The sequence below is a fragment of the Bradyrhizobium sp. 613_E4_N2_2 genome (assembly GCF_052075995.1).
Classification (GTDB): Bacteria; Pseudomonadota; Alphaproteobacteria; order Rhizobiales; family Xanthobacteraceae; genus Bradyrhizobium; species Bradyrhizobium barranii.
Window position 1 is genome coordinate 4,979,433 of sequence record NZ_CP197234.1, and the last position, 22,491, is coordinate 5,001,923.

Genomic DNA, 22,491 nt, shown 5'->3' on the forward strand with positions numbered 1-22,491 from the left:
ACCCCATGCATAGTACCGGTACGCTGCTACCCGTTACTATCCTATACATTTACCACGCATAACGAACGACACCCTTGCCCATATAGGACCGCGTGACGTTCGAGAACTCGCCCTCGAACGCTGCCAGGGTCGACCAGCCGTTCAGCCATTTCCTTTCGATGGCCGCCGTCACAAGCGCGGAGTCCGCGGCCTGCGCGGCGCCGTTCACGACGAAGCTCGCGTCAGGCAGTGCCCTGAAGGTCGCCGCAATGGTGCGGTTGGGATTGAAATCATGTCCCCATGCGAGCCGTCCGCGCAGCGTGAGAACACCGTCGCTCGCGCCGAAAACCTTGTCGGTGCGGATGCCAAGCTCGGCGCGAGGATCAGTCACGCTCTTCGCATCATACGTCAGCGCAAACGCGCCGTTGCCTGACAGCACGGACTCCGCATAGGACGGCAAGGCGATGGTGACGAATTGCCCAGCCACATAGGGCGTGACGCCCACGTTCATCCACGGCGCAGCGAAACGATAACCGCCCTCGGCGCGGCCGGACCACGCGTATGCGTTGAACTTGGCGCGCAGGCGCTCTGAACCGGCAATCGCCACGGTGCGATCGGTGGTGACGTCCTGCCAGCCATAGGCGAGCGCCGTGGAAAAATAGGCCGGACCGTCGACGTGCCGCAGGTAGGCACCGGCCTGGAACAGATCGGAGCGTCCGCTGCCGAGACCATTCACGCTGAAATTGGTCCCGCCGCCGGCCAGCGCAAAGCCGGCTAGCGTATTTGCCGAAAGCCGGTAATCGGCCCCGACGGCGGTCCCAAACACGCGGCTCGTCGCATCGTGCGATCCGAGCCCGGCATGTCCATCGCTGTCCTGCGCCCCGCCGAAGCCGGACGCCCAAACGTTCCAGCGTGCGGGCGCACGGCACGGCCGCGGCTTGCCTCGCAAATCAGTCGCGACGCAGTCCGGCAGACCGGGCGCGGCGAGCAGACCGACGAACTGCCCCATCGCCTCGAACGTCGTCTGCTGTACGCGCGTCGCGAGCTCGCCGGAGGCCTGCGTCAGCCCGCCGGCCGACAGAGCGGCGTAGACGCCCGGGATACCCCCGTTCCGGTTGAACGCGTTCGTCAGCCCGTTGCCCACATTGCGCTGGTTGATGTTGAGGTTTGGAGCGATCGCGAAATCCAGCGCAAGGTTCAGATAGACGTTGTTGGCGTCGTAGCTCAGCGAGCTGTGGACGTTCGACGGCAGGCCGGTGTTGACGATGGTGGATGCGAACGTCCCGGAGACGCCGCCTGCCGCACTAAGGATCGTATAGGTCTTGGAGACGTAGCTTCCCGGCGCGAACACAGCCTTCACGGTGGCACCGCCGAGATCTGCTGTCCCCGTTGCTGTCGTGGAAGCGGCCACCGATGGGTTCACCTGCACCAGGTAGAACGCACCGGATGCGAAGGCGAGACTGCCCGCGATCGTCAGCATCGTCCCGGCGCTGCCGTTGCCGGGCGCAAGGGTGCCGCCGCTATCGATCGATACCGTCGGCGACACGATGCTGCCCGCGCCCATCAGCACGGCGCCGGATTGCACCGTCGCGGACGAGGTCCCGTTGAGGGATCCCTCCACGTCGAGCACGCCGCCGGCAACAACGGTACCGCCGGTATAGGTGCTCGTGGCTGTCAGGGTGAGAGTGCCCGTGCCGACCTTGGTCAGCGAGCCGCCCGAGCCCTCGCCACTGCCGCCGTCGCGCAGCACGCCCGAATAGACGGTCGAAAGGTTGTTGCCACCGATCTCGAGGTTCGTCGAACCCAGATAGATGGTGCCGGAGCCTACGATCGACCCCATCGTGATGAAGGGAAACAAGCGGTCCGACACGTCGATTTCGGCGTTGTTGATGAAGCGCGCCGTGCCGCCGCTGCTCGCGCCGTGGAAATAGATTGTTCCCCTGCCGGTGTTGGTGATCGTGGCATTGCCCGCCGTGCTCGCATCGTCGAAATAGACCCTGCGCGTATTGCTGATACCGGCATTGCCGGCGGTGCTGGTGTTCTTGAAACTGATCTCGCTATCGCTGCGGATCGTGGCGCTGCCGGCGGTGGCGCTCTGGGTGAAGGACAGCGTGGAATCGTTGACGTTGATCGTTGCGGTCCCGGCCGTGCTGTTGTTTCCAAACCTGACACCGCTGACATTGATGTCGAGCACGACGCTGCCGCCGTTGACGACAATGCCGGCGCCGAGAAAGCGCAACGACACCTCGCCGTCAACGGTGATGACATAATTTCCTGCGTCGGCGTTGAAGGTCCATCCGCCGACCGATTGCGTACTCAGAATACTCAGGTTCGTGATGGTGGACGCTCCGAACGACGCGGTGCCGTCAGGAACGCTGCCGCCGCTCCAGCTCGATCCCGCCGCGTAGGTGCCCGAGCCGGGCGTGCTGAGCCAGGTTGCATCGATCGCTTCGGCAGGGGATGCGGTCGCGACCAGCGCGGCCGTCACCAGGGCCGAAGTGGCGAGCCAGGCGGTCAACGACCGTGCCGATGCAATCACCCACCCGTCAGCGGACCGGCCTCCGACGACCGCTCCGGGATCAACACGCAACACCATTCCAGTCCTTAACCCCGCCTTCGGCATCATGCCGTCGTGGGCCCGGTCTCCCGTTCCCTGGGGCGCTATTCGAGCGTCCATGACGTAGCGTCAATACGAGCGGACCGTCTGGAAACGCCGCATCAATAGACTGAGACAAAAGAGCAAAAGCCGGACGGCCTGGGAGCCCGGCGGGGACGCTGATCGGGTCCTGCGCACCCCACAATACCGGCAGGATTCGTATACAAACGAACGCCTTTCCCTGCCCCGGATATCTCCCTATACCCCCGGGGCGCGCGCTCGGAGAGGCCCTGCCATCAATGGCCCGGCAGAACGGTGCCGCCCTTGCCCCGGCCATCTACGACGATCGAGATACGACCACGCCACTATGACCGACGACCGCACCACGACAGGTCCGAACGAAGCCGCCGGATCGATGGGCGATGCTGCCCCGGCCTCCTCCCTGCTGCCGGCATTCGGCTTCACGGCCGATCAGATGGAGACACACACGAACGTCGCAGCCTGGCGCGAGGCGGTCGCAACCCTGTTCGACGTTGACGAGCTCGCCGCCGACGAACCGGGTCCGTTCCGCGCCGACATCAGATCGTTTGCCATGGGACCGGTGCTGATCGGGCTGAGCCGCGCCAGCGGCCAGCGCTTCCTCCGCACGCCGGAGACGATTGCACGCAGCGGCGTCGATCACATCATCCTTCAGCTCTATGTGAAGGGCAGCTTCGACGGTATCGCGGGCGCCCGGCCGATCCGCGTGCGCGCCGGCGACATCTGCCTGTTCGACCTTGCCCAGACCCTGGCGACCAAAGCGACGGCATTCGAGAATGTCACGTTGGTCGTGCCGCGCCCGATGTTCGGCGCTCGTCTCTTGCGGATCGAAGACCTGCACGGCCTCGTCTTGCCGGAGAGCGGTGTGATCGCCAGGCTTCTCGCAGGACATCTCACCGCCCTGCTCGAATTTGCGCCGCGCATGACGCTCGACGAATGCCAGTCAGTGGTCGAGGGCACGGTCTCGCTCCTCGCAGCATGCCTGCGCAACGAGCTCGAGCGGGTCGAGGATGACGCCGACCATTCAGCCATGGCGAGCCCGTCCTTGATACGAATCCGCCAACATATCGAGGCCGGCCTTGCCCAGCGGGATATGTCGGCCATTTCGGTCGCGGCCCATTTCGGACTGTCCCGGGCCTCGCTGTACCGGCTGTTCGCACCGGTCGGCGGCATCGCCGACTACATCCGCAGCCGCCGGCTGCACCGCGCATTCTTCGACCTCGCCAATTCGGATGCGCGCAGCCTGAGAATCAGCGAGGTCGCGCGGCGCTGGCAGCTCGGCACCGACGCGCATTTCACGCGCTCTTTCAAGGCCGCCTATGGCATCACGCCGCGCGCGGCGCGCGAGGCCGCATTGCTTGGCGTGCAGCGCGGCACCGATGGAGCAAGCAACACAACAATTTCGCGGTGGATGCGCGAGATCGCGCCCCCGGGCACGGCGGATTGAACACACCGAGCCCGAAGAGCGCGGTCGCCCCCGCTACGGCGTCGGAAGGTGATAGGCCAGCACACCGCGCAGCGTGTGCACCGTGCCGCCCGCGCTCAGGCTGGTCATGAAATCGGACGCCAGATCGTCTCGCGCCCCGAGATGCGTGACGCGATATTCGGCGCGGGCGGAGATGCTGTCGGTGAAGAAGCGCTCGAAGCCGCCGCCGAAGGTCGCGCCGTGATATTCCCGCGTCGGAGCGCTGCCGGGAAATCCGAGGAAATTGTACGAGATCGACTGCGCCGTCGTTCCGCTGTAGCCGCCGAGCAAGTAGACGAGCGTCTCCGGCGCCACGAGGTAGCCGACGCGTCCGCCGACGCTCCAACCCCACTTCACCGCCGCCAGATCCGACGAGATCGCAACACCTCCGCCCGATGCGTTGACCTTGGCGCCGCCATTGGTTCCGGCATCGATCAAGCCGAATGCGCCAAGGACCCATCTCGGCGCGACCTGGCGATCGTAGCCGATCGTGAAAGTGCCGCCGACGTCGGCGCCGCCCAAACCGGACGCATTGAAATCCAGCACACCGGCGAACGAGCCTGCGACATGGGGCGTGATGACGTCGCCCCCCGATACCCGCGCCGACGTAAACGCCCGTCCATGTCGGATTCGGCGCGGGCGCCACTGAAGCGGTCGCAGGTCCGCCGAACTGGCCGAAGCGATAGGCCGCGCCGATCCTGACCACATGCTCGGACAGGTCCGTGGTCCAGACCGCGCCGAGCGGATCGACCGTCGTGTTGCGGCCAAGCGCGACGTAGCGGTATTCGCCGCGCAGTGACACGTTGCTCGCGAGGCGATATTCCGCGCCGGCGCCGACCGTGTAACCGTGCGACGTCAGCCCCGATTCCTGCACCGTGAACGAAGGCCCTCCCCCGAGGATCACGTAGTTCAAGTTCCAATTGTTGATGCGCATCTCGCTGTAGCCGGCGAGGCCGTAGAGCAGGATATCGGGCGTCACCAGAAATCCAGCACGGCCGCCGATCGTCCAGCCCTGATCGAGCGATGGCAGCGCAGCACTCAGGCTCTGGCCGAAGAACGGGCTCGACGCACTGGCCGTCGTGCGCTGGCGCGACCAGTCATAATCGACGAAACCGCCGACCACGAAACGCGGCGCAACCTGGACGTCAAATCCGGCGAAAACCGATAGTCCGAGATCGGCGCCCTGCAAGCCGTCGAGGCTGAACAAATCCGGGCCACCACCGACCGGCGTCAGGTTCGACCGCCCCGTCGCGAAGTCGAAGCCCAGTCCGCCGCCGACGTAAAACTGGGTCCAGTTCGCCACGGGCGCCGCTAGCGGCCGCGCCTTCACGGGCAAGTCTGCTGCACAGGCCGTGGTTATAGAAACCGCCGCGACATGCGCCGCCCCCAGAACGACAACAGCGCGTGCCGCCGTCTTGCGCTTCGATTGAACCAAGTTCGCCCCCAATCACCCAGTGCCGATTGCGCCTGTGCAACCGGAACCGTCGGTACTATTGGGCTCGGACGGATTCCGACAAGTGGAGAGACCGGTCGATCCGCAGCGGCCACGATTTTGTGGAACCGCTGTGATCTCAAAACCATAATCTGTGAATGATGGTTCATGCACTCGTCGCAAACGGACGAGCCATCAACTCGCTTTACACGTCCCCGTAGGCCGTCTCAGCCGAGCGCGTAGCGCGGCCATAGCCCATGATCATGAACAGCGCGCCGATGATCGAGAGATTCTTCAGCGCGTCGACCACCATCCTGGCGTTGTCGGGCGCGGCCTGATTCCAGAAATCGGAGAACAGGACGGTCGAGCCCGCGATGTAGATGATCATGAGCAATGCGAAAAAGCGCGCTCCGAAGTTCAGCGCAATCATCAGGCCTGCAATGATCTCGAGCCCGCCGGCCGCGATCGCCAGCAGTTGCGGCGTGGTCATGGCGGTCGCCGTCTCGATCTGCTTGGTGTAGGACTCGATGACCTCAGGCACCACCACCTTGGTGGCGATGAAATCGGCCGTCGCCTGGAGGGGAAAGAACTTGGTCGCGCCCGTGTAGATGAACAGCACGGCGAACAGGATTCGCCCGAAAGTCACGAACGCTGGCATGATCGGCCTCTTGGCTCAGGCTTTTTGAAAAAGGCGTCTTGACGAGAGTACCGGGCGATTATGAAGAGTCGTGCGCCGGTTTACAAACGGGGAAATGGCGAACTGCGAGCAATTCAAAGTTGGCGGCACGGGCGGTGGGCCTTCTCCCCTTGTTGTGGGACAAGGTGGCATAGGCGGCCTGCGGCCGCCGTTCTTAAGAACGCCGAAGCGAAGCTTCGGCTATGGCGCCGGATGAGGGGTATCTCTCCGCGAGCTCAATAGCGGTGGGACTCGTGGATAGAGACCCCTCACCCCGTCTCGCCGTTAACGTGGCGATCCACCCTCTCCCACAGGGGGAGAGGGTAAGACGGCATCTTACGTAAACAACGTCGGCTGCTGCCGTGCAGCGCGCTCCTGCGCTTCCACGACCGCAACGGCCGTCATGTTGAGGATGCCGCGCGCGGTCACCGAGGGCGTGAGGATATGGGCGGGGCGTGCCGGGCCGATCAGGATCGGGCCGACGGGGAGCGCATCCGCCAGCGACTTGATCATCTGATAGGCGACGTTGGCGGTGTCGAGGCTCGGCATGATCATGATGTTGGCCTCGCCCTCGAGCTTGGAGTGCGGCAGCACCATTTTCCGCGCAGCAGCTGAAAGTGCCGTGTCGCCCTGCATCTCGCCGTCGGCCTCGATCTCCGGATGCTTCTCCTTCAACAGCTGGGTCGCCCGGCGCATCTTGCGCGAGGACTCGGTGTCGTAGCTGCCGAAATCCGAGTGCGAGACGAAGGCGATCTTCGGCTTGATGTTGAAGCGCTGGACGTGGACCGCCGCCAGCGAGGCGATCTCGGCGAGCTCCTCGGCGCTCGGATTGGGCCGAACCTGCGTGTCGGCGATGAAGAAGGCGCCCTTGCTGGTGATCAGCAGCGCCAGTGCCGCATAGTCGATGATCCCCGCGGAGAAGCCGATGATCTCGCGGACATGGCGGAGGTGGTGCATGTAGCGGCCTTCGACGCCGCAAAGCATGGCATCCGCCTCCCCGCGCATGACCGCGAGCGCGGCGATCACCGTGTTGTTGGTGCGCACCACCGTGCGCGCAGCATCCGGCGTCACGCCGCGGCGGCCGGCGACCTCGACATAGGACTGGACATAGGAGCGGTAGCGTGGATCGTCCTCGGGATTGACGAGGTCGAAATCCTTGCCTGCCTTGATCGACAGGCCGAAGCGCTTGATGCGCGCCTCGACGACCGACGGACGCCCGACCAGGATCGGCGTCGCCAGCTTCTCCTCCAGCACCACTTGCGTGGCGCGCAGCACGCGCTCGTCCTCGCCCTCGGCGTAGATCACGCGCACCGGCTGGGTCTTGGCCTTGGCGAACATCGGCTTCATGACGAGGCCAGAGCGGAAGGCGAAGCGCTCGAGCAGCGCGGTGTATTCGTCAAAGTTGGTGATGGGGCGCGTCGCGACGCCCGACTCCATCGCCGCCTTGGCGACGGCGGGCGCGATGCGCAGAATCAACCTGGGATCAAAGGGGCTCGGGATCAGCGAGCCCGGGCCGAAGCCCTGCGTTTCGCCGGTGTCAAAGCCCTGCGCGACCGCATCCGACGGCGCCTCGCGCGCGAGCTGCGCAATAGCCTCGACCGCGGCGTGCTTCATCTCCTCGTTGATGGCGCTGGCGCCGACGTCGAGCGCGCCGCGGAAGATGAAGGGGAAGCAGAGGACGTTGTTGACCTGGTTCGGATAGTCGGAGCGGCCGGTGCAGATCATGGCGTCGGGGCGCACCTTCCGCGCCTCCTCCGGCATGATCTCCGGGGTCGGATTGGCGAGCGCCATGATCAGGGGCTTGTCGCCCATCGCCTTGGCCATCTCCGGCTTGAGCACCCCTGGTGCCGACAGCCCGATGAAGATGTCGGCGCCGCCGATGACGTCGCCCAGCGTGCGCTTGTCGGTCTTCTGTGCGTAGACCGCCTTCCAGCGGTCCATCGTGGTGTTGCGGCCTTCATGCACGAGGCCGTCGATGTCGCAGACCCAGATGTTCTTGCGCTGCGCGCCCATCGACACCAGCAGGTTGAGCGTCGCGATCGCGGCGGCCCCTGCCCCCGACGCCACGATCTTGACGTCGGACAGCTTCTTGCCGTTCAGCCTCAGACCATTGGTGATGGCGGCAGCAACGATGATGGCGGTGCCGTGCTGGTCGTCATGGAAGACCGGGATCTTCATGCGCTCCTTCAGCTGCGCCTCGATCTCGAAACATTCCGGTCCGCGGATGTCCTCGAGATTGATGCCGCCGAAGGTCGGCTCGAGCGCAGCCACGGTCTCGACCACGCGCTCGATGGTGTCGGCGGCGATCTCGATGTCGAACACGTCGATACCGGCGAACTTCTTGAACAGAACCGCCTTGCCCTCCATCACCGGCTTGGAGGCCAGCGGGCCGATATTGCCGAGGCCGAGCACCGCGGTGCCGTTCGAGACCACCGCGACCAGATTGGCGCGGGTGGTGAGCGTGGCGGCCTCCGCCGGGTTCTTGGCGATCTCGGTGCAGGCGGCAGCAACGCCCGGAGAATAGGCAAGCGCGAGGTCGCGCTGGTTGGCGAGCGGCTTGCTCGCCTGGATCTCGAGCTTTCCGGGGCGCGGCAGACGGTGATAGGCCAGCGCCGCCTGGTGGAGATCATCAGAATAAGACGACATGCGGTGTCTCGCCTCGCGTTACCGGCTTCAAAATGCCTCATCCGGAGCCGCCGCCCAAGCGGACGGTATTTCCGGGTCATGGAAACGGGATGAAGCACGGCGGGCGCCCCGGTGGCAACATCCGATTACGGCCCCATCAACAGGGCGCATGGTCAAATACCTGATAGCGCTAGCTTTCCCTAGACCGCGCGGCATTTCCCGAATATGGCAGGTTGCGCAGTGCAAAACGGGCAACTGGAGCTCGGAATGAAGCGGATCCTGATCGGCCTGATCGTGGCGGCCGTGCTTGCCGCGGGCGGTTGGTTCGGCTTCAACCTCTATGTCCAGCACCGCGCGACCAGCGAGGTCGAGGCGGCGTTCGAGCAGATGCGCCAACAGGGCGGCAAGGCGAGCCACGGCAAGATCGGCTTCGATCTGCCGACGCGCACCGTCACGATCGAGGACATCGCGGTCGAGCCTAGCCCACAGATGCAGGTCAAGATTGCCGGCGTCAAGGCGACCGGTGTGCGCCAGCTCGACGAGGGACGGTTCTCTGCCGATGCCATCGACGTCACAGGCATCGAGTTCGCGGTCGACAGCGCGGTCGGTCCATCGCCGCTCAAGGCCGTCTACAAGATCGCGCAGGCGGCGATACGGGATTACACCGGCGCGCTCCAGACCCAGGTCTTGCCGGCATCAAACGACATCACCGATCTGTATCGATTTGGTCTGGAACAGTTCAACAGCGTGACTGCGTCCTCGATCGAGGTGCCGACCATTGCCGTGACCATCGCCGGCAATCCCGGCGCGGCCAAGCCGGAAGGTGGCGATTTTGCCTATTCCGGCCTTGTGATGAAAAATCTCAGGCGCGGCAAGGTCGAGGCGACCAAGGCGGACCGGCTCACCTTCACGTTCACGACGGTCCAGGCCGGCAAATCGGACAAACTGACGGGTGAGCTGTCGAACCTCGCCATGGCCAATTTCGATTCAGTCGCCATGCTCGCCACTCTCGATCCGCAAAAGGCGAATGACGACACTTACCATCAAGTCTACGGGCAGATTTCGACGGGGCCTTACACGCTGACGTCCGAGGGCATGCGCCTACGGATCGACGGCATCGCCATCGACGATATCGCCGTCCAGCCGTCGAAACTCCGGTTCGCCGACATGTTTGCCGCACTGCCAAAGGATCCGTCGGCACCGCCGACACCAGCCCAAGCGCGCGACATGCTCGAAAAAATGGTCGGCGTGTATGAGGGCCTTCGCATCGGCAAGATCGAGATCGGCAAGTCGTCGATCAGGACGCCGCAAGGGACCGGCAGCGTCAATCTGGTCAGGTACAAAGACGGCGAATTCGCAGTTGAAGGCGTCGACATGCCGTCTCCGCAAGGTCAGTTCAAGATGGAGCGCTTCGCGCTGAAGTCCTTCAGCGTAACGAGCCTGATGCGCTGGACAGCAGGCCTCGTCACTCCCGGGCGGTCGCCCTCGCCCGATCAGATGCTGGGCCTGTTCCGGGTGCTCGAAGGTGCCGAGATCAAGGGCGTGGTCTCGCCTTACAAGAACACGCGGCAGCTCATCACCATCGATACGATCAGCCTGAACTGGGGCCAGCTGGTCGGATCGATCCCGAGCAAGGCCAATCTCGTCGTGAAGATGGTCACGCCGACCGATCCCTCCAATCCGGCGCAACGGCCGCTGATCATGGCGGGCGTGGACAAGCTCGCGATCGACCTCGATCTTGGTGCCGCCTGGACGGAGTCCTCGGGCGCGTTTGCGCTCGCGCCTGCCACGATCGATCTCGGCAACCTTGCCAAAGCTCAGGCTCGCTTCGCGCTCGCCAACGTGCCGCGCGGCGTGTTCACGGCCGATCCGGTGCAGGCCGTGGAGCAGGCGGCGCAGGTCGAGACCGGTGCGATCGAGCTCTCCCTGCGTGACAGCGGCGTCGTCGATCTCGTCGTGGCGCAGTTCTCGCGCATGCAGAATGTCAGCCGCGACGCCGCCCGCAGCGCCATCGCCGAGATGATCCGGGCGCAGGGTGAGAAGGTCACCGCCGCCAATCTCGATGCCAAAGCGGCGGTCGATGCACTCGCCGGCTTCGTCGAGACCTCAGGTCAGACGCTCACCATCAAGCTCACGCCGCTCGGCAAGCTGCCGGTGCTTCAGCTCATGGACGCGCTGAACAGCGAGCCGATCGTCGCGCTCGCGCAGTTCAGGATCGAGGCGTCGACGGGGCTGTAGGGGCGAGCGGTGGTCTTGTGTCCCGGACGCGCTGCAGCGTTCTTACGCTGCTGCGCAGAGCCGAGACCCAGAAGCGCCGCGGCTCGCCGAGACATGCGCCCCGGCTCTGCAGCGCACCGCCGAAGTCGCGCTGCGCTGCGTCCGGGGCACGAGACCGAAAACTGGCTCAGATCACTTCTGCGGCAGGTTCACCCGCACATGCAGCTCGCGGAGCTGCTTGGTGCTGGGCTCCGACGGTGCACCCATCAGCAGATCCATGGCCTGCTGATTCATCGGGAACAGCGAGATCTCGCGGAGATTATTGGTGCCGCACAGAAGCATCACGATGCGGTCGACGCCCGCGGCCATGCCGCCATGCGGCGGCGCGCCGTACTGGAAGGCGCGGTACATGCCGCCGAAGCGGTCGACCACTTCCTGCTCGCCGTAACCCGCGATCTCGAACGCCTTCACCATCGCTTCCGGCACGTGGTTGCGGATGCCGCCCGAGGCGATCTCGTAGCCGTTGCAGGTGATGTCGTACTGGAACGCCTTGATGGTCAGTGGGTCCTGGCCCTTCAGCGCGTCGAGACCGCCCTGCGGCATCGAGAACGGGTTGTGCGAGAAGTCGACCTTCTTGTCGTCCTCGTTGTACTCGTACATCGGGAAGTCGACGATCCAGGCGAGCTCGAACCGCTCCTTGTCGGTGAGGTTCAGTTCCTCGCCGACCTTGTTGCGGGCAAGACCTGAGAATTTCCAGAACTTGTCGGGGTCGCCGGCGACGAAGAAGGCGGCATCGCCTTCCTTGACGCCGATCTGCGCGCGGATCGCAGCCGTACGCTCTGGCCCAATGTTGTTCGCAAGCGGGCCAGCGCCCTCGCCGCCCTCGCGCCACATGATGTAGCCGAGACCGGGCTGGCCTTCACCCTGCGCCCACGAGTTCATGCGGTCGCAGAAGGCGCGGCTGCCGCCACCCGGGGCCGGGATCGCCCAGACCTGGTTCTTGGGGTCTTCGAGCATGCGCGCAAAGACCTTGAAGCCGGAGCCGCGGAAATGCTCGGAGACGTCCTGCATCTCGATCGGGTTGCGCAGGTCCGGCTTGTCGCTGCCGTATTTGCGCAGCGCTTCGGCGAACGGGATGCGGCGCCAGTTCTTGCTCACCGGCTTGCCCTTGGCAAACTCCTCGAACACGCCGGTGATCACGGGCTCCATCGCCGCGAAGACGTCCTCTTGCGTGACAAAGCTCATCTCGACGTCGAGCTGGTAGAACTCGCCCGGCAGACGGTCGGCGCGCGGGTCCTCGTCGCGGAAGCACGGCGCGATCTGGAAGTAGCGGTCGAAGCCCGACATCATCAGCAGCTGCTTGTACTGCTGCGGCGCCTGCGGCAGCGCATAGAAGTTGCCGGGATGGATGCGCGACGGCACCAGGAAGTCGCGCGCGCCTTCCGGCGAGGACGCGGTCAGGATCGGCGTGTTGAACTCGAAGAACCCCTGCCCCTCCATGCGCCGACGCATCGACTTGATGATTTCGACGCGCGTCATGATGTTCTGGTGCAGCTTCTCGCGGCGCAGGTCGAGGAAGCGATACTTCAGGCGGATGTCCTCGGGGTATTCCTGGTCGCCGAACACCGGCAGCGGCAGATCGCCGGCCGGGCCCAGCACCTCGATCTCGCTGACATAGATCTCGATCTTGCCGGTCGGCAGATCGTCATTGTCGGTCCCCTCGGGGCGGCGGCGGACCTTGCCGTCCATCTTGACCACGAATTCCGAGCGCAGCTTTTCGGCCAGCGCGAACGCCGGCGAGTCCGGATCGACCACGCACTGGGTCAGGCCGTAATGGTCGCGCAGGTCGATGAACAGCACGCCGCCATGGTCGCGAACGCGATGGACCCAGCCCGAGAGGCGAACTGTTTCGCCGATGTTGCTCTCGCGGAGCGCGCCGCATGTATGTGACCGGTAGCGATGCATGGTCGTCCCAAAATTAATGTCGGAGGGGTCGAATCGGACGGCCTGAAACGACCGGTCCGAAGTTGCGGCAGGGTTTACCCGACGAGGCCGGAGGCGGCAACCAAGGGAACGGGCTGTTTTGGGGCCAGAAGCGCCCATTTTTGGCCGATTGGGCCTCAAGCCTTTGCCATCAGGCGTTCCCCGCCTATCTTTACCTCCATGACCGTTCATTTCCCCTTCCAGAACTCGTATTCGGCACTGCCGGACAGCTTCTTTGCCCGGGTCGCGCCGACCCCTGTGGCCGCCCCCCGGCTGATCAAGGTGAACCGCCCGCTGGCGGTCCAGCTCGGGCTCGACCCGGACCTGCTGGAGACCCCTGAGGGTGCCGAAATCCTGGCCGGCAAGACGGTTCCCGCTGGCGCCGACCCAATCGCCATGGCCTATGCCGGCCACCAGTTCGGGCAATTCGTGCCCCAGCTCGGCGATGGCCGGGCGATCCTGCTCGGCGAGGTCATCGACAGAGACGGCGTCCGTCGCGACATCCAGCTCAAGGGCTCGGGTCCCACCCCATTCTCCCGCCGCGGCGACGGACGCGCCGCGCTCGGGCCGGTGCTGCGTGAATACATCGTCAGCGAAGCCATGTTTGCGCTCGGCATCCCGACCACGCGCTCGCTCGCCGCGGTCATCACCGGCGAGCACGTCATCCGCGAGACCGCGCTGCCCGGTGCCGTGCTGACGCGCGTCGCCGCGAGCCACATCCGCGTCGGCACCTTCCAGTTCTTCGCCGTCCGCCGCGACACCAGCGCGATCCGCCGGCTCGCCGACCACGTCATCGCCCGCCACTATCCGGACCTGCTCCAGGCAGAGCGCCCCTATCACGCCCTGCTCGCCGGCGTCGTCGCGCGCCAGGCCGATCTCATCGCGCGCTGGCTGCTGGTCGGCTTCATCCACGGCGTGATGAACACCGATAACAGCTCCATCTCGGGCGAGACCATCGATTACGGCCCCTGCGCCTTCATGGACGCCTACAGCCCCGCGCAGGTGTTTTCGTCGATCGACGAGATGGGCCGCTACGCCTATGCCAACCAGCCGCGCATCGCGCTGTGGAATCTGACCCGGCTCGCCGAATGCCTGCTGCCGCTGTTCTCCGACGACCAGGAAAAGGCAGTCGCCGAAGCCCAGGACATTCTTGGCGCCTTCGCCGAGACCTTCAGCAACGCCTATCAAGCAGGCCTGCGCAAGAAGGTCGGCCTGTTCACGGAACGCGACGGCGACGAGGCGCTGATCCAGGACCTGCTGGATGCCATGGCCAAGAACCAGGCCGACTTCACCCTCACCTTCCGCAAGCTCGGTGACGCCGCAGGCGACGAGGCCGCCGCTGCCGACGTCCGCGCGCAGTTCATGGACCCCTCAGCCCTCGACGACTGGGCCAGACGCTGGCGCGAGCGCACCGCGCTGGAGCCGCAGGCCGCAGCCGAGCGGCAGGCCGCCATGCACGCCGTCAACCCGATGTTCATCCCGCGCAACCACCGCGTCGAGGCCGTGATCCAGGCCGCGGTAAACAACGACGACTACGCGCCGTTCGAGGAGCTGGTGAAGGTGCTGGCGAAGCCGTTCGAGGAGCAGCCGGACTATGCCGCCTACGCCGATCCGCCGCTGCCGGACCAGCGAGTGCTGCAGACGTTCTGCGGGACTTAGCAACAAACTCGGTGCGTAGGGTGGATTAGCCGAAGGCGTAATCCCCCCTTCTCTCAACAAGCAGAAAGTAAAGAGGTGGATTACGCTTCGCTAGTCCACCCAACAGAGTGGCGTGCCGCGATCGTCACGCCCGCTCACCGAATTCGCCTGCGATCTTGGCGTCACCGCCCCAATCCTCGGGAAATAAGCCAGCCCGCACGTCGCGGTGAAATGACGAGTACCGCCAATCGCAAACCTTCGAGACATGCCTGTGCTTAACAGGATTGTAATAGCAATATTCGACGTGGCGAGCGTAGTCGGCTTCGTCACGGATCAGATGCTCCCAGAACCGGCGTTGCCAGATGCCGCGTTCGTTTCGCGCTGCACGGACAACGCTCAGCCGCACATTCGCTGGGAGTGCTTTGGCAAATCGCGTCTTGATCAGCCTCCAGCGGACCGAAAAATTGGCATCGTCCGGTGGCAGCTTCCAGATCGCGTGGAGATGATCCGGTAAAACTACGAAAGCATCGATCTCGAAAGGATGGCTCCGGCGCGTTGCGGCGACCGCGTCCCGTAAGATTTCGATGTGGTGGGTCAAAAGAGCTTTCCGCCGATCGAGCAGGTTCACGGTGAAGAACCAGCCCCCTCCGGGGATGAATGCGCGGCGGTAGTCGGACATAGACCACCGATAACACAACTTGAAGTTGGCTCACAGTGGTGGATTACGCCTTCGGCTAATCCACCCTACGCACCTTCTTACTTCGTCGCCTTGCTGATCCCGCCGAACGACGCCGCGTCGAACTTCTGCGGATCGACGGGATCGTAGCGGGACCACTCCATGTCGGGCACATTGGCGTACCGCTCGGCCCAGGCCTTGTTCGTCGTCGTCGTTCCGGGCGCGACGGGGCGGATCTCGAAATGCAGCACCTTGTTCGGGCCGATCTCGCCGATCGTGTCCTTGGCCTTGACGCTCGCGCCGACCGCAAGCGGCTCGCCCTTCGGACCGACGATGCGGCCGAGCTGGACGTAGCGCGTGTAGACGACGCCGCCGTTGGGATAGGTGTGCTTGAGCACGACGTAGCGGCCGCAACCGCCGATCACGGGCAGGTCCGCCGGCGCCTGCTCGCTGGTCTCGATCTTGACGACGACGCCGTCCGCCATCGCCGCCACCGGGCCGCCTGCCTTGTCGGAGGTGAAATCGACGCCGGGATGCTCGTCCTGGGTCCAGCATCCACAGGAGGTCATCGTCTTGTCGGCCGGCTTCTCGGCGCGCGGAAAGCTGCGCGGGGTGAGGAATTCATTGACCAGCAGTCCCGGCCCTTCGGGGGACGTGAAGGCATGGATCGCATAGAGCGAGAGCTTGTCCCCAACCGGCACCTCCGCCGGCAAGAAGCCGTAGACCACATCCTGGATGAAGACCTTCAGCTCGCGCCCCTTGGCGGAGCGGACCGTGATGCAGTTGGTCGCCTGCAAGGCGTCGGCGTCGGTCTTGGGCATGCCGCTCATGATCAGCGATCGCTTGAGCGCGCCGCTTGCGCACGGCTCGCCGTGGGAGGCCAGCGTGACGTCGAGCTTCAGCGGCGACATCGGGTAGACGTCGAGGCCGGTGGTCGGTCGCCGCCGTGCCAGGAACTCGTCGAGATCGGTCTCCTTGTAACGGGCGAAATTGAATTCGGCGCGCGCCGCATCGGGGACGGCGGAGAGGACGACAAGCAGCAGGGAGACGGCAAGCAAACCCAGCTTGGGGAGGCCACGGGGCGGCAACATTCGGAGGTCTCGTGATGCAAATTCGGTGAGCAGTAAGAGCAAACCACGACCGCATCTTCGCGGCAAGGTAGACCGCATCTTGCGCCTCAATCGTGAGAGGTCATTCGGCCCCAGAGTACGCTCGCCCGGTCGTCCCAAGCATGTCCACACCTTCCACGCGCCGTAGGAACCGCTGTCATCAAACTGAAACACTGGCGCTCTAACGGCCTGTCAGGGACGTCCTGCCGGAGGCGCCCATCCTCCAACAGTCCTGACGCGCCATGCCCTTCAAATTCATCCACATCACCGACACGCATCTCGCGAACCCCGGACTGAAGCTCTATGGCCTCGATCCGCGCGCCCGGCTGGACGCGGCGGTTGCCGACATCAACAAGCACCAGTCCGACGCTGCCTTCGCAGTCGTGACCGGCGACCTCACCCATTGGGGCGAGCCTGAATCCTACGTCAATTTCGCCGAGGCGATGGGCGCGCTGAAAATCCCTTATATCGCCATGGTCGGCAATCACGACAAGCGCGTGGCCTGCCTCGACGGCCTGAAGGCCGCGCCGCGCGACCCGAACGGCTTCGTCCAGGGCACCCGCACCACCGAGCACGGCCTGTTCGTCTTCCTCGACACGCTGGACGAGACCAGCCACGCCGGCGAGATGTGCGCCAAGCGCCTCGGCTGGCTCGCGAGCACGCTGGCCGCAGCGCCCGCCGACATGCCGTTCGTCGTCTTCATGCATCATCCGCCCTTCCCGGTCGGCGTCCACGCGATGGACGAGATCGCACTGGCGCAGAGCGCCGAATTCGCCGAGGTGATCGCGCCCTATCGTGCTCGTATCCGTCACCTCTTCTTCGGCCACGTGCACCGGCCGATCTTCGGCAGCTACGGCAAGATCCCGTTCTCGACGCTCCGCGGCACCAACCACCAGGTCTGGTTCGAGCTTGACGCTGCCGCGACCGACCATCTCGCCAGCCATGAGCCGCCGGCCTATGGCGTGGTGCTCATCGACAGCGAGAACCTGGTCGTGCACAGTCACGACTTCCTCGACACCAGTCTGCGCTTTCCATTCGCCGCACCGACGGGAATGAACGACCGCGACTATGCGCTCAATTTCCCGGCGCGATGAGATGAGCCTCGCTGAACCCGCGGCTCTCCCGGTCGCGACTTCGGCGGCACCGCGTCTGCACGTCCTGAAGCGGTTTCTTGGCCGATTCAAAGCCTCGCTGCCTGCCTATCTGCTGCTGTTGCCCTCGCTGGTCTTCCTCGCGCTGTTCACCTACGGCGCGATGGGGCGCGTGCTCATCGACGCGCTCTACCAGCGCGCCACGCCGAAGGCACCGGTCCGCTTCGTCGGCCTCGACAATGTCAGTGCGGTGCTTGCCGATCCCGCCTTTACCGGCGCGGTCGTCAACAATCTCGTCTACGCCCTCGGCACCGCGATCCCGAGCATTGGACTTGCACTGCTGTTCGCGCTGGCGCTGTCGCGCACCAATGCGGTGAGCAGCGCGCTGCGCGCCGCGCTGTTCCTGCCGGTGCTGATCCCAATGGTCGCGGCCTCCGCGCTGTTCCTGTTCATCTTCCTGCCCAATGTCGGCCTGCTCGACTACTACATCGGCCGCCTGCTTCCGGTGGTGCCGAACTGGCTCGGCGACCCCGACATCGCACTCTATGCGATCATGGTGATCACCATCTGGAAGAACGCCGGCTACTACATGTTGTTCTTCCTCGCCGGCCTGCAGGCCGTGCCCGAGGATGTCATGGAAGCCGCGCATCTCGACGGCGCCGGCCCGTTCATGCGGCTGCGCTACATCATCCTCCCCGAGCTCAAGCCCACCTTCCTGTTCGTCATCGTCATCGCCATGCTCAACGCGGTCACGCAGGTCGACCACGTCTTCGTCATGACCAAGGGCGGGCCGTCGAACTCGACCAATCTCGTGTTGTTCTACATCTACCAGCAGGCGGTCGAGCATTACGACATCGGCAAGGCCTCGGCGGCAACGCTGCTGACGCTTGCGGCGCTGATGGGCCTCACCGCGCTCTCCTTCCGGACGATGGCCAATCGTGAGGGCGGAGCATGACGCTGATCGACTGGCTGCTCAGGGACGCCCCGCTCGCCACGCGCCGCGAGATCACGCCAAAGCTCGGCTTTCTGCTGACCGTGCTGCTCGCGATCGTTTGGCTGATCCCGTTCCTGTGGATGGGCGTGGCGACGCTCCGCCCGGCGTCCGACGGCATCAACGTGATGGCCGAGCTGATCCCGAGCCTCAAGCCCACGCTCGACAATGTCAGGGATGCCTGGGAGATCGGCGATTTCCCGCGCTACACCCTCAACACCACGATCATCTGCACCGGCATCCTGCTGGTGCAGTTCGTCACGATCACGCTGGCCGGCTTTGCCTTTGCGCGGCTCGAATTCGCCGGCAAGACGCTGATCTTCTACTTGTTCCTGATGCAGCTGATGCTGGTGCCGGTGCTGCTGATCGTGCCGAATTTGAGCCTGGTGGCGCAGCTCGGGCTCTACGACACGCTCGCCGGCGTGATGATGCCGTTCTTCGCCTCGGCCTTCGGCACCTTCCTGATGCGACAGGCTTTTGAAGCCATTCCGACCGAGCTGGAAGACGCCGCCCTGATCGACGGCGCCAGCCTTCTCCAGCGCATCCGCCACATCTACGTGCCGCTGTCCATGCCGAGCTTTTCCGCCTTCGCCATCATCTCCGTCACCAGCCACTGGAACGACTTCCTGTGGCCGCTGATGGTGATCAATTCGCCGGACAAGCGGCCGCTCACGGTCGGTCTGTCCGTCTTCACCGCGACCGCCGAAGGCACGCAGGCCTGGGGCACGATTGCCGCCGGCACGTTGATGGTGATCGCGCCGCTGCTCATCACCTTCCTGATCTTCCAGAAACGCTTCATCAGCTCTTTCGTCACCTCAGGCATCAAATAGGAGATTTTTCGATGCTGTTTACCCGCAGGCTCATGCTTGGCCTTGCCATGGCAGGCTCTATGGCCGGCGCCCTCGCCGTCCCGGCGACGGCCGAAGGTCCGACCGAGATCGACCTGTTCTTCCCCGTTCCCGTCGACGGCAAGCTCGCACGCGACATGGGCACCTTGATCAAGGAGTTCAACGAGACCCATCCCGCCATCAAGGCGACCGCGGTCTACACCGGCTCCTATGATGACACGCTGATCAAGACGCGTGCGTCGATCAAGGCCGGCAAGCCGCCGGCTGCCGTGATCATGTCGGCGAACTTCCTGCTCGACATGCAGATCGAGAACGAGCTCACCAATCTCGACGGCCTGATCGCCGCCGACGGCACCACCAAGGAAAAGTTCTTGGGCCAGTTCTTCCCGGCGCTGCAGGGCAACGCGGTGATCAACCGCTCAGTCTACGGCGTGCCCTTCCACAATTCGACGCCGCTGCTCTACATCAACGCCGACAAGGCCAAAGAAGCCGGCCTCGATCCGAGCAAGCCGCCGCAGACCTGGGCCGAGCTCACCGACTGGGCCAAGAAGCTCACCAAGCGCGAGGGCGACAAGGTAACCCAATGGGGCATCGCGATCCCCTGCGCCTATGACTATTGCGGCTGGATGATGGAAACGCTCACCATGACCAATGGAGGGCGCTACTACAACGAGGAGTTCGGCGGCGAAGTCTATTACGACACGCCCTCGATGCTGGGCGCGCTGACCTGGTGGAACGACCTCATCTACAAGCACAAGGTTCATGCGCCCGGCGCGACGCCCGGCCCGGCCGTCAGCACCTCCTTCATCTCCGGCAATGCCGCGATGATGATGCTGTCCACGGGCTCGCTGACCTATGTGCGCGACAACGCCAAGTTCAACTACAAGGTCGCGTTCATCCCGCGCAACGTCCGCAACGCCGTGCCGATCGGCGGCGCCTCGCTGATCGTTCCGGCCGGCCTCGAAGCCGACAAGCAGAAGGCCGCCTGGACCCTGATCAAGTGGATGACCTCGCCCGAGAAGAGCGCCTGGTGGAGCCGCGCCACCGGCTATTTCGCGCCCAACATGGCCGCCTACAAGACGCCTGACATGGTCGACTTCCTCAACAAGAACCCGGACGCCAAGACCGCCGTCGAGCAGCTCGACGTCGCAAAACCCTGGTTCGCGACCTACAAGACCGTGCCGGTCCGCAAGACGCTCGAGGACGAGGTGATGCTGGTCCTCAACGGCAAGAAGCAGCCGAAGGAGGCGCTGGTCGCCGCCCAGAAGGCCGCCGACGAGACGCTGAAGCCGTACAACGCGGAGACCTCGCTGAAGCTGCCGTAAGGCCAGCGATCAGCCGAACAACCTCGGCGCTCCACGGTGTGGGGCGCCGAAATCATTTCAGGGGCCGTGATTGCGTCAGTTGCGCCTGCCGTCGAGCCTGAACACCATCTGCGTCGGACGCACGAACCGCAATGCGACCAGCAGCACGGCCATGACGGTGCACATGTAGATGACAGCCATCGCATCGATCGAATAGACCGGCCGCACACCGCCAGCGAAGACGTTGTAATACAGCGCCACGATCAGGGTCTGCGATCCCCCGCCCGCAAGCAGAAACGCCAGCTCGAAGTTCGAGATCGTATTCACGAGAACCAGCAGGCCCGCCGTCAAAATGCCGGGCAGCATCAGCGGCAACAGGATGCGGCGGAATATCTGCAGCCGGCTCGCGCCGAGCATCTGCGCCGACCATTCAAGGTTCAAGCTGATCTGCTCGAAGAACGGCAACAGGATGAAGACGGCAAGAGGAACCATCGGGACGAGCACGGCGAGAATGACGCCAATGACCGTCCCGCCGACACCAAACCCATAAAGCGTCGTGGCAAGCGGAATGCCGTAGGTCATCTGAGGGATCAGCAGCGGCAGGAAGTAGAGCAGCAGCAGGACCGGCTTGGCGTTGAAATTCCGCCGCGCCAGCACGTAGGCCGCTGGAAATCCGATCGCGAGCGCGATGAAGACCACGGCCAGCGCGATGAACAGCGTGATGAAGAGAACATGGGACAGCTCGAACTCCCGCCAGGCGTAGGTAAACCAATCCGTCGTGAACGCTGGCGGCAACGGCTTGCCGAACCAGCGTTTGGCGAACGAGCTCACCACGACATGCGTCACGATGCCGACCAGGTTCAGGATGAATCCCAGCAGGAACAGGTAGATCGCCAATTTCCACATCCGTCCGCGCATTGGCGCCCCCTCAGCGTTTGCCGACGCCCATGGTTGTTGCAATCGTCATGCGGCGGCGCACCAGCACGATGACCACCAGCGCCGCGAGCTGGCAGAGCCCCATGATGACCGCGATCGCGGATGCGTAGGACATGTCATATTGCTCGAAGGCCTGCTGGTAGGCCGCGATCGAGATCGTCCGCGTCGAACCGGCCGGCTGGCCAACCATCACCGCGGATGGAAACACGGCAAAGCTCATCACGAAGACGAGGGCAAACGCGATGATCAGACCCGGTGCGATCAACGGGAACATGACGCGCCGGAAGATGGTCCAGGGCCCGGCGCCCAGCATGCGTGCGGAGCTTTCCAGGCTCGGGTCGATGCCGGAGATGTAACCGAGCAACATCAGGAAGCAGAACGGAAAGTTCTGCATGAACAGCGAGAAGGTGACGCCGATCGAATTATGCGTCAGCTCGAGCGGGTTCTGGATCAATCCGGCAGCAAGCAGCAACTGATTGAGCCAACCATTGTGGCCGTAGAAGCCGAGGATCCCTTCCGACAGGAAGACGACACCGAGCGAGATCGGAAGCACGAGAATGGTCGTGATGGTGCGCTCGAACCAGATGCCACGCCGCATGCCGTATGCGAGGAACAGCGCAACTGACACGACCGCGACCGTCGTCGGCAACGCCAACATGAAGGTCGTCTTGATCGTATTGTACTGGTAGGCGTCGTTGAAGAACGCGACATAGTTCGAGAATATCCCGGCGTCGCGCTTCTTCGGCTGCAAGCTGATGTAGATCCCGTAGAGGAACGGGTAGACGAACATCGCGAGCACGTAGAGCAGCGACGGCGCAAGGCAGAGGATCGCGACGAGGTCCAGTTCGCTGCGAGAATCAGAGCGGATGCGAGCCACGATCTGCCC

General features: G+C 64.3%; 16 protein-coding genes and 1 pseudogene. 7 read left to right on the top strand and 10 right to left on the bottom strand.

From position 1 onward, the window contains the following. Positions 1-49: 49 nt before the first annotated feature. Positions 50-2,497 (bottom strand): autotransporter family protein, encoded by a 2,448-nt coding sequence (locus tag AB7290_RS24135; protein WP_245344185.1) that lies wholly within the window; start codon positions 2,495-2,497, stop codon positions 50-52. Positions 2,498-2,942: 445 nt separating this feature from the next. Here AB7290_RS24135 and AB7290_RS24140 point away from each other — a divergent pair, with 445 nt between their 5' ends. Then, positions 2,943-4,061, top strand: a complete 1,119-nt coding sequence (locus AB7290_RS24140; RefSeq protein WP_354075876.1) for a helix-turn-helix domain-containing protein — start codon at positions 2,943-2,945, stop codon at positions 4,059-4,061. Between the two features lie 33 nt (positions 4,062-4,094). Here the strand turns inward: AB7290_RS24140 and AB7290_RS24145 are convergent, their stop codons facing one another. The 4 genes and pseudogenes from AB7290_RS24145 to AB7290_RS24160 all read right to left on the bottom strand — a co-directional run bounded on the left by AB7290_RS24145 (position 4,095) and on the right by AB7290_RS24160 (position 8,833). Then, on the bottom strand, positions 4,095-4,625 hold the full coding sequence (locus AB7290_RS24145; protein ID WP_245344187.1) for an outer membrane protein: 531 nt from the start codon (positions 4,623-4,625) through the stop codon (positions 4,095-4,097). A gap of 184 nt (positions 4,626-4,809) precedes the next feature. Beyond that, positions 4,810-5,409 (bottom strand): annotated as a pseudogene (locus AB7290_RS24150) (outer membrane protein); the annotation flags it as partial. A 307-nt stretch (positions 5,410-5,716) separates the two neighbouring features. Next, a complete protein-coding gene (locus tag AB7290_RS24155) occupies positions 5,717-6,169 on the bottom strand; it encodes a DoxX family protein (RefSeq protein ID WP_085402896.1) in 453 nt (150 codons plus the stop codon). Between the two features lie 354 nt (positions 6,170-6,523). Further along, positions 6,524-8,833 (bottom strand): NADP-dependent malic enzyme, encoded by a 2,310-nt coding sequence (locus AB7290_RS24160; RefSeq protein WP_063983646.1) that lies wholly within the window; start codon positions 8,831-8,833, stop codon positions 6,524-6,526. Between the two features lie 246 nt (positions 8,834-9,079). Here AB7290_RS24160 and AB7290_RS24165 point away from each other — a divergent pair, with 246 nt between their 5' ends. Beyond that, a complete protein-coding gene (locus AB7290_RS24165) occupies positions 9,080-11,050 on the top strand; it encodes a hypothetical protein (RefSeq protein ID WP_085402895.1) in 1,971 nt (656 codons plus the stop codon). Positions 11,051-11,221: 171 nt separating this feature from the next. On the opposite strand, the gene aspS is transcribed toward AB7290_RS24165, so the two are convergent. Further along, positions 11,222-12,994 carry an aspartate--tRNA ligase gene (aspS, locus tag AB7290_RS24170; RefSeq protein ID WP_085402894.1) on the bottom strand — a complete coding sequence of 591 codons (1,773 nt, stop codon included), beginning with the start codon at positions 12,992-12,994 and terminating at the stop codon, positions 11,222-11,224. Positions 12,995-13,192: 198 nt separating this feature from the next. On the opposite strand from aspS, the gene AB7290_RS24175 reads away from it, so the two are divergent. Then, complete coding sequence (locus tag AB7290_RS24175; protein ID WP_085402893.1) at positions 13,193-14,671, top strand: protein adenylyltransferase SelO; 1,479 nt, start codon at positions 13,193-13,195, stop codon at positions 14,669-14,671. 124 nt (positions 14,672-14,795) lie between these two features. On the opposite strand, the gene AB7290_RS24180 is transcribed toward AB7290_RS24175, so the two are convergent. Continuing rightward, positions 14,796-15,329 carry an REP-associated tyrosine transposase gene (locus tag AB7290_RS24180; RefSeq protein ID WP_085402892.1) on the bottom strand — a complete coding sequence of 178 codons (534 nt, stop codon included), beginning with the start codon at positions 15,327-15,329 and terminating at the stop codon, positions 14,796-14,798. A gap of 77 nt (positions 15,330-15,406) precedes the next feature. Next, the gene (locus AB7290_RS24185) at positions 15,407-16,417 is read right to left on the bottom strand and encodes a M23 family metallopeptidase (protein WP_085402891.1); all 1,011 of its coding nucleotides are present in this window, start codon (positions 16,415-16,417) and stop codon (positions 15,407-15,409) included. Between the two features lie 260 nt (positions 16,418-16,677). Here AB7290_RS24185 and AB7290_RS24190 point away from each other — a divergent pair, with 260 nt between their 5' ends. Genes AB7290_RS24190 through AB7290_RS24205 form a run of 4 tightly spaced genes read left to right on the top strand, consistent with a single transcriptional unit; the run spans position 16,678 to position 20,690 of the window. Next, positions 16,678-17,529, top strand: coding sequence for a phosphodiesterase (locus AB7290_RS24190; protein WP_085402890.1), 852 nt, complete (start codon positions 16,678-16,680; stop codon positions 17,527-17,529). A gap of 1 nt (position 17,530) precedes the next feature. Beyond that, positions 17,531-18,481: a carbohydrate ABC transporter permease gene (locus AB7290_RS24195; RefSeq protein ID WP_085402889.1), complete on the top strand. Its 951-nt coding sequence runs from the start codon at positions 17,531-17,533 to the stop codon at positions 18,479-18,481. Then, positions 18,478-19,347 (top strand): carbohydrate ABC transporter permease, encoded by an 870-nt coding sequence (locus tag AB7290_RS24200; RefSeq protein WP_085402888.1) that lies wholly within the window; start codon positions 18,478-18,480, stop codon positions 19,345-19,347. Before AB7290_RS24195 ends, AB7290_RS24200 begins: the two co-directional genes overlap by 4 nt. A gap of 11 nt (positions 19,348-19,358) precedes the next feature. Further along, positions 19,359-20,690, top strand: coding sequence for an ABC transporter substrate-binding protein (locus AB7290_RS24205; protein WP_085402887.1), 1,332 nt, complete (start codon positions 19,359-19,361; stop codon positions 20,688-20,690). Between the two features lie 75 nt (positions 20,691-20,765). On the opposite strand, the gene AB7290_RS24210 is transcribed toward AB7290_RS24205, so the two are convergent. After that, positions 20,766-21,587, bottom strand: a complete 822-nt coding sequence (locus AB7290_RS24210) for an ABC transporter permease (protein WP_085402886.1) — start codon at positions 21,585-21,587, stop codon at positions 20,766-20,768. A gap of 10 nt (positions 21,588-21,597) precedes the next feature. Beyond that, positions 21,598-22,482, bottom strand: a complete 885-nt coding sequence (locus AB7290_RS24215) for an ABC transporter permease (protein ID WP_085402917.1) — start codon at positions 22,480-22,482, stop codon at positions 21,598-21,600. Positions 22,483-22,491: the final 9 nt, after the last annotated feature.

Bases quoted from the DNA above. Each gene is read 5' to 3' on its own strand.
- AB7290_RS24140 (WP_354075876.1), top strand. From the start codon at position 2,943: ATGACCGACGACCGCACCACGACAGGTCCGAACGAAGCCGCCGGATCG.
- AB7290_RS24155 (WP_085402896.1), bottom strand. From the start codon at position 6,169: ATGCCAGCGTTCGTGACTTTCGGGCGAATCCTGTTCGCCGTGCTGTTC.
- AB7290_RS24160 (WP_063983646.1), bottom strand. From the start codon at position 8,833: ATGTCGTCTTATTCTGATGATCTCCACCAGGCGGCGCTGGCCTATCAC.
- AB7290_RS24165 (WP_085402895.1), top strand. From the start codon at position 9,080: ATGAAGCGGATCCTGATCGGCCTGATCGTGGCGGCCGTGCTTGCCGCG.
- aspS (WP_085402894.1), bottom strand. From the start codon at position 12,994: ATGCATCGCTACCGGTCACATACATGCGGCGCGCTCCGCGAGAGCAAC.
- AB7290_RS24175 (WP_085402893.1), top strand. From the start codon at position 13,193: ATGACCGTTCATTTCCCCTTCCAGAACTCGTATTCGGCACTGCCGGAC.
- AB7290_RS24180 (WP_085402892.1), bottom strand. From the start codon at position 15,329: ATGTCCGACTACCGCCGCGCATTCATCCCCGGAGGGGGCTGGTTCTTC.
- AB7290_RS24185 (WP_085402891.1), bottom strand. From the start codon at position 16,417: ATGTTGCCGCCCCGTGGCCTCCCCAAGCTGGGTTTGCTTGCCGTCTCC.
- AB7290_RS24190 (WP_085402890.1), top strand. From the start codon at position 16,678: ATGCCCTTCAAATTCATCCACATCACCGACACGCATCTCGCGAACCCC.
- AB7290_RS24195 (WP_085402889.1), top strand. From the start codon at position 17,531: ATGAGCCTCGCTGAACCCGCGGCTCTCCCGGTCGCGACTTCGGCGGCA.
- AB7290_RS24200 (WP_085402888.1), top strand. From the start codon at position 18,478: ATGACGCTGATCGACTGGCTGCTCAGGGACGCCCCGCTCGCCACGCGC.
- AB7290_RS24205 (WP_085402887.1), top strand. From the start codon at position 19,359: ATGCTGTTTACCCGCAGGCTCATGCTTGGCCTTGCCATGGCAGGCTCT.
- AB7290_RS24210 (WP_085402886.1), bottom strand. From the start codon at position 21,587: ATGCGCGGACGGATGTGGAAATTGGCGATCTACCTGTTCCTGCTGGGA.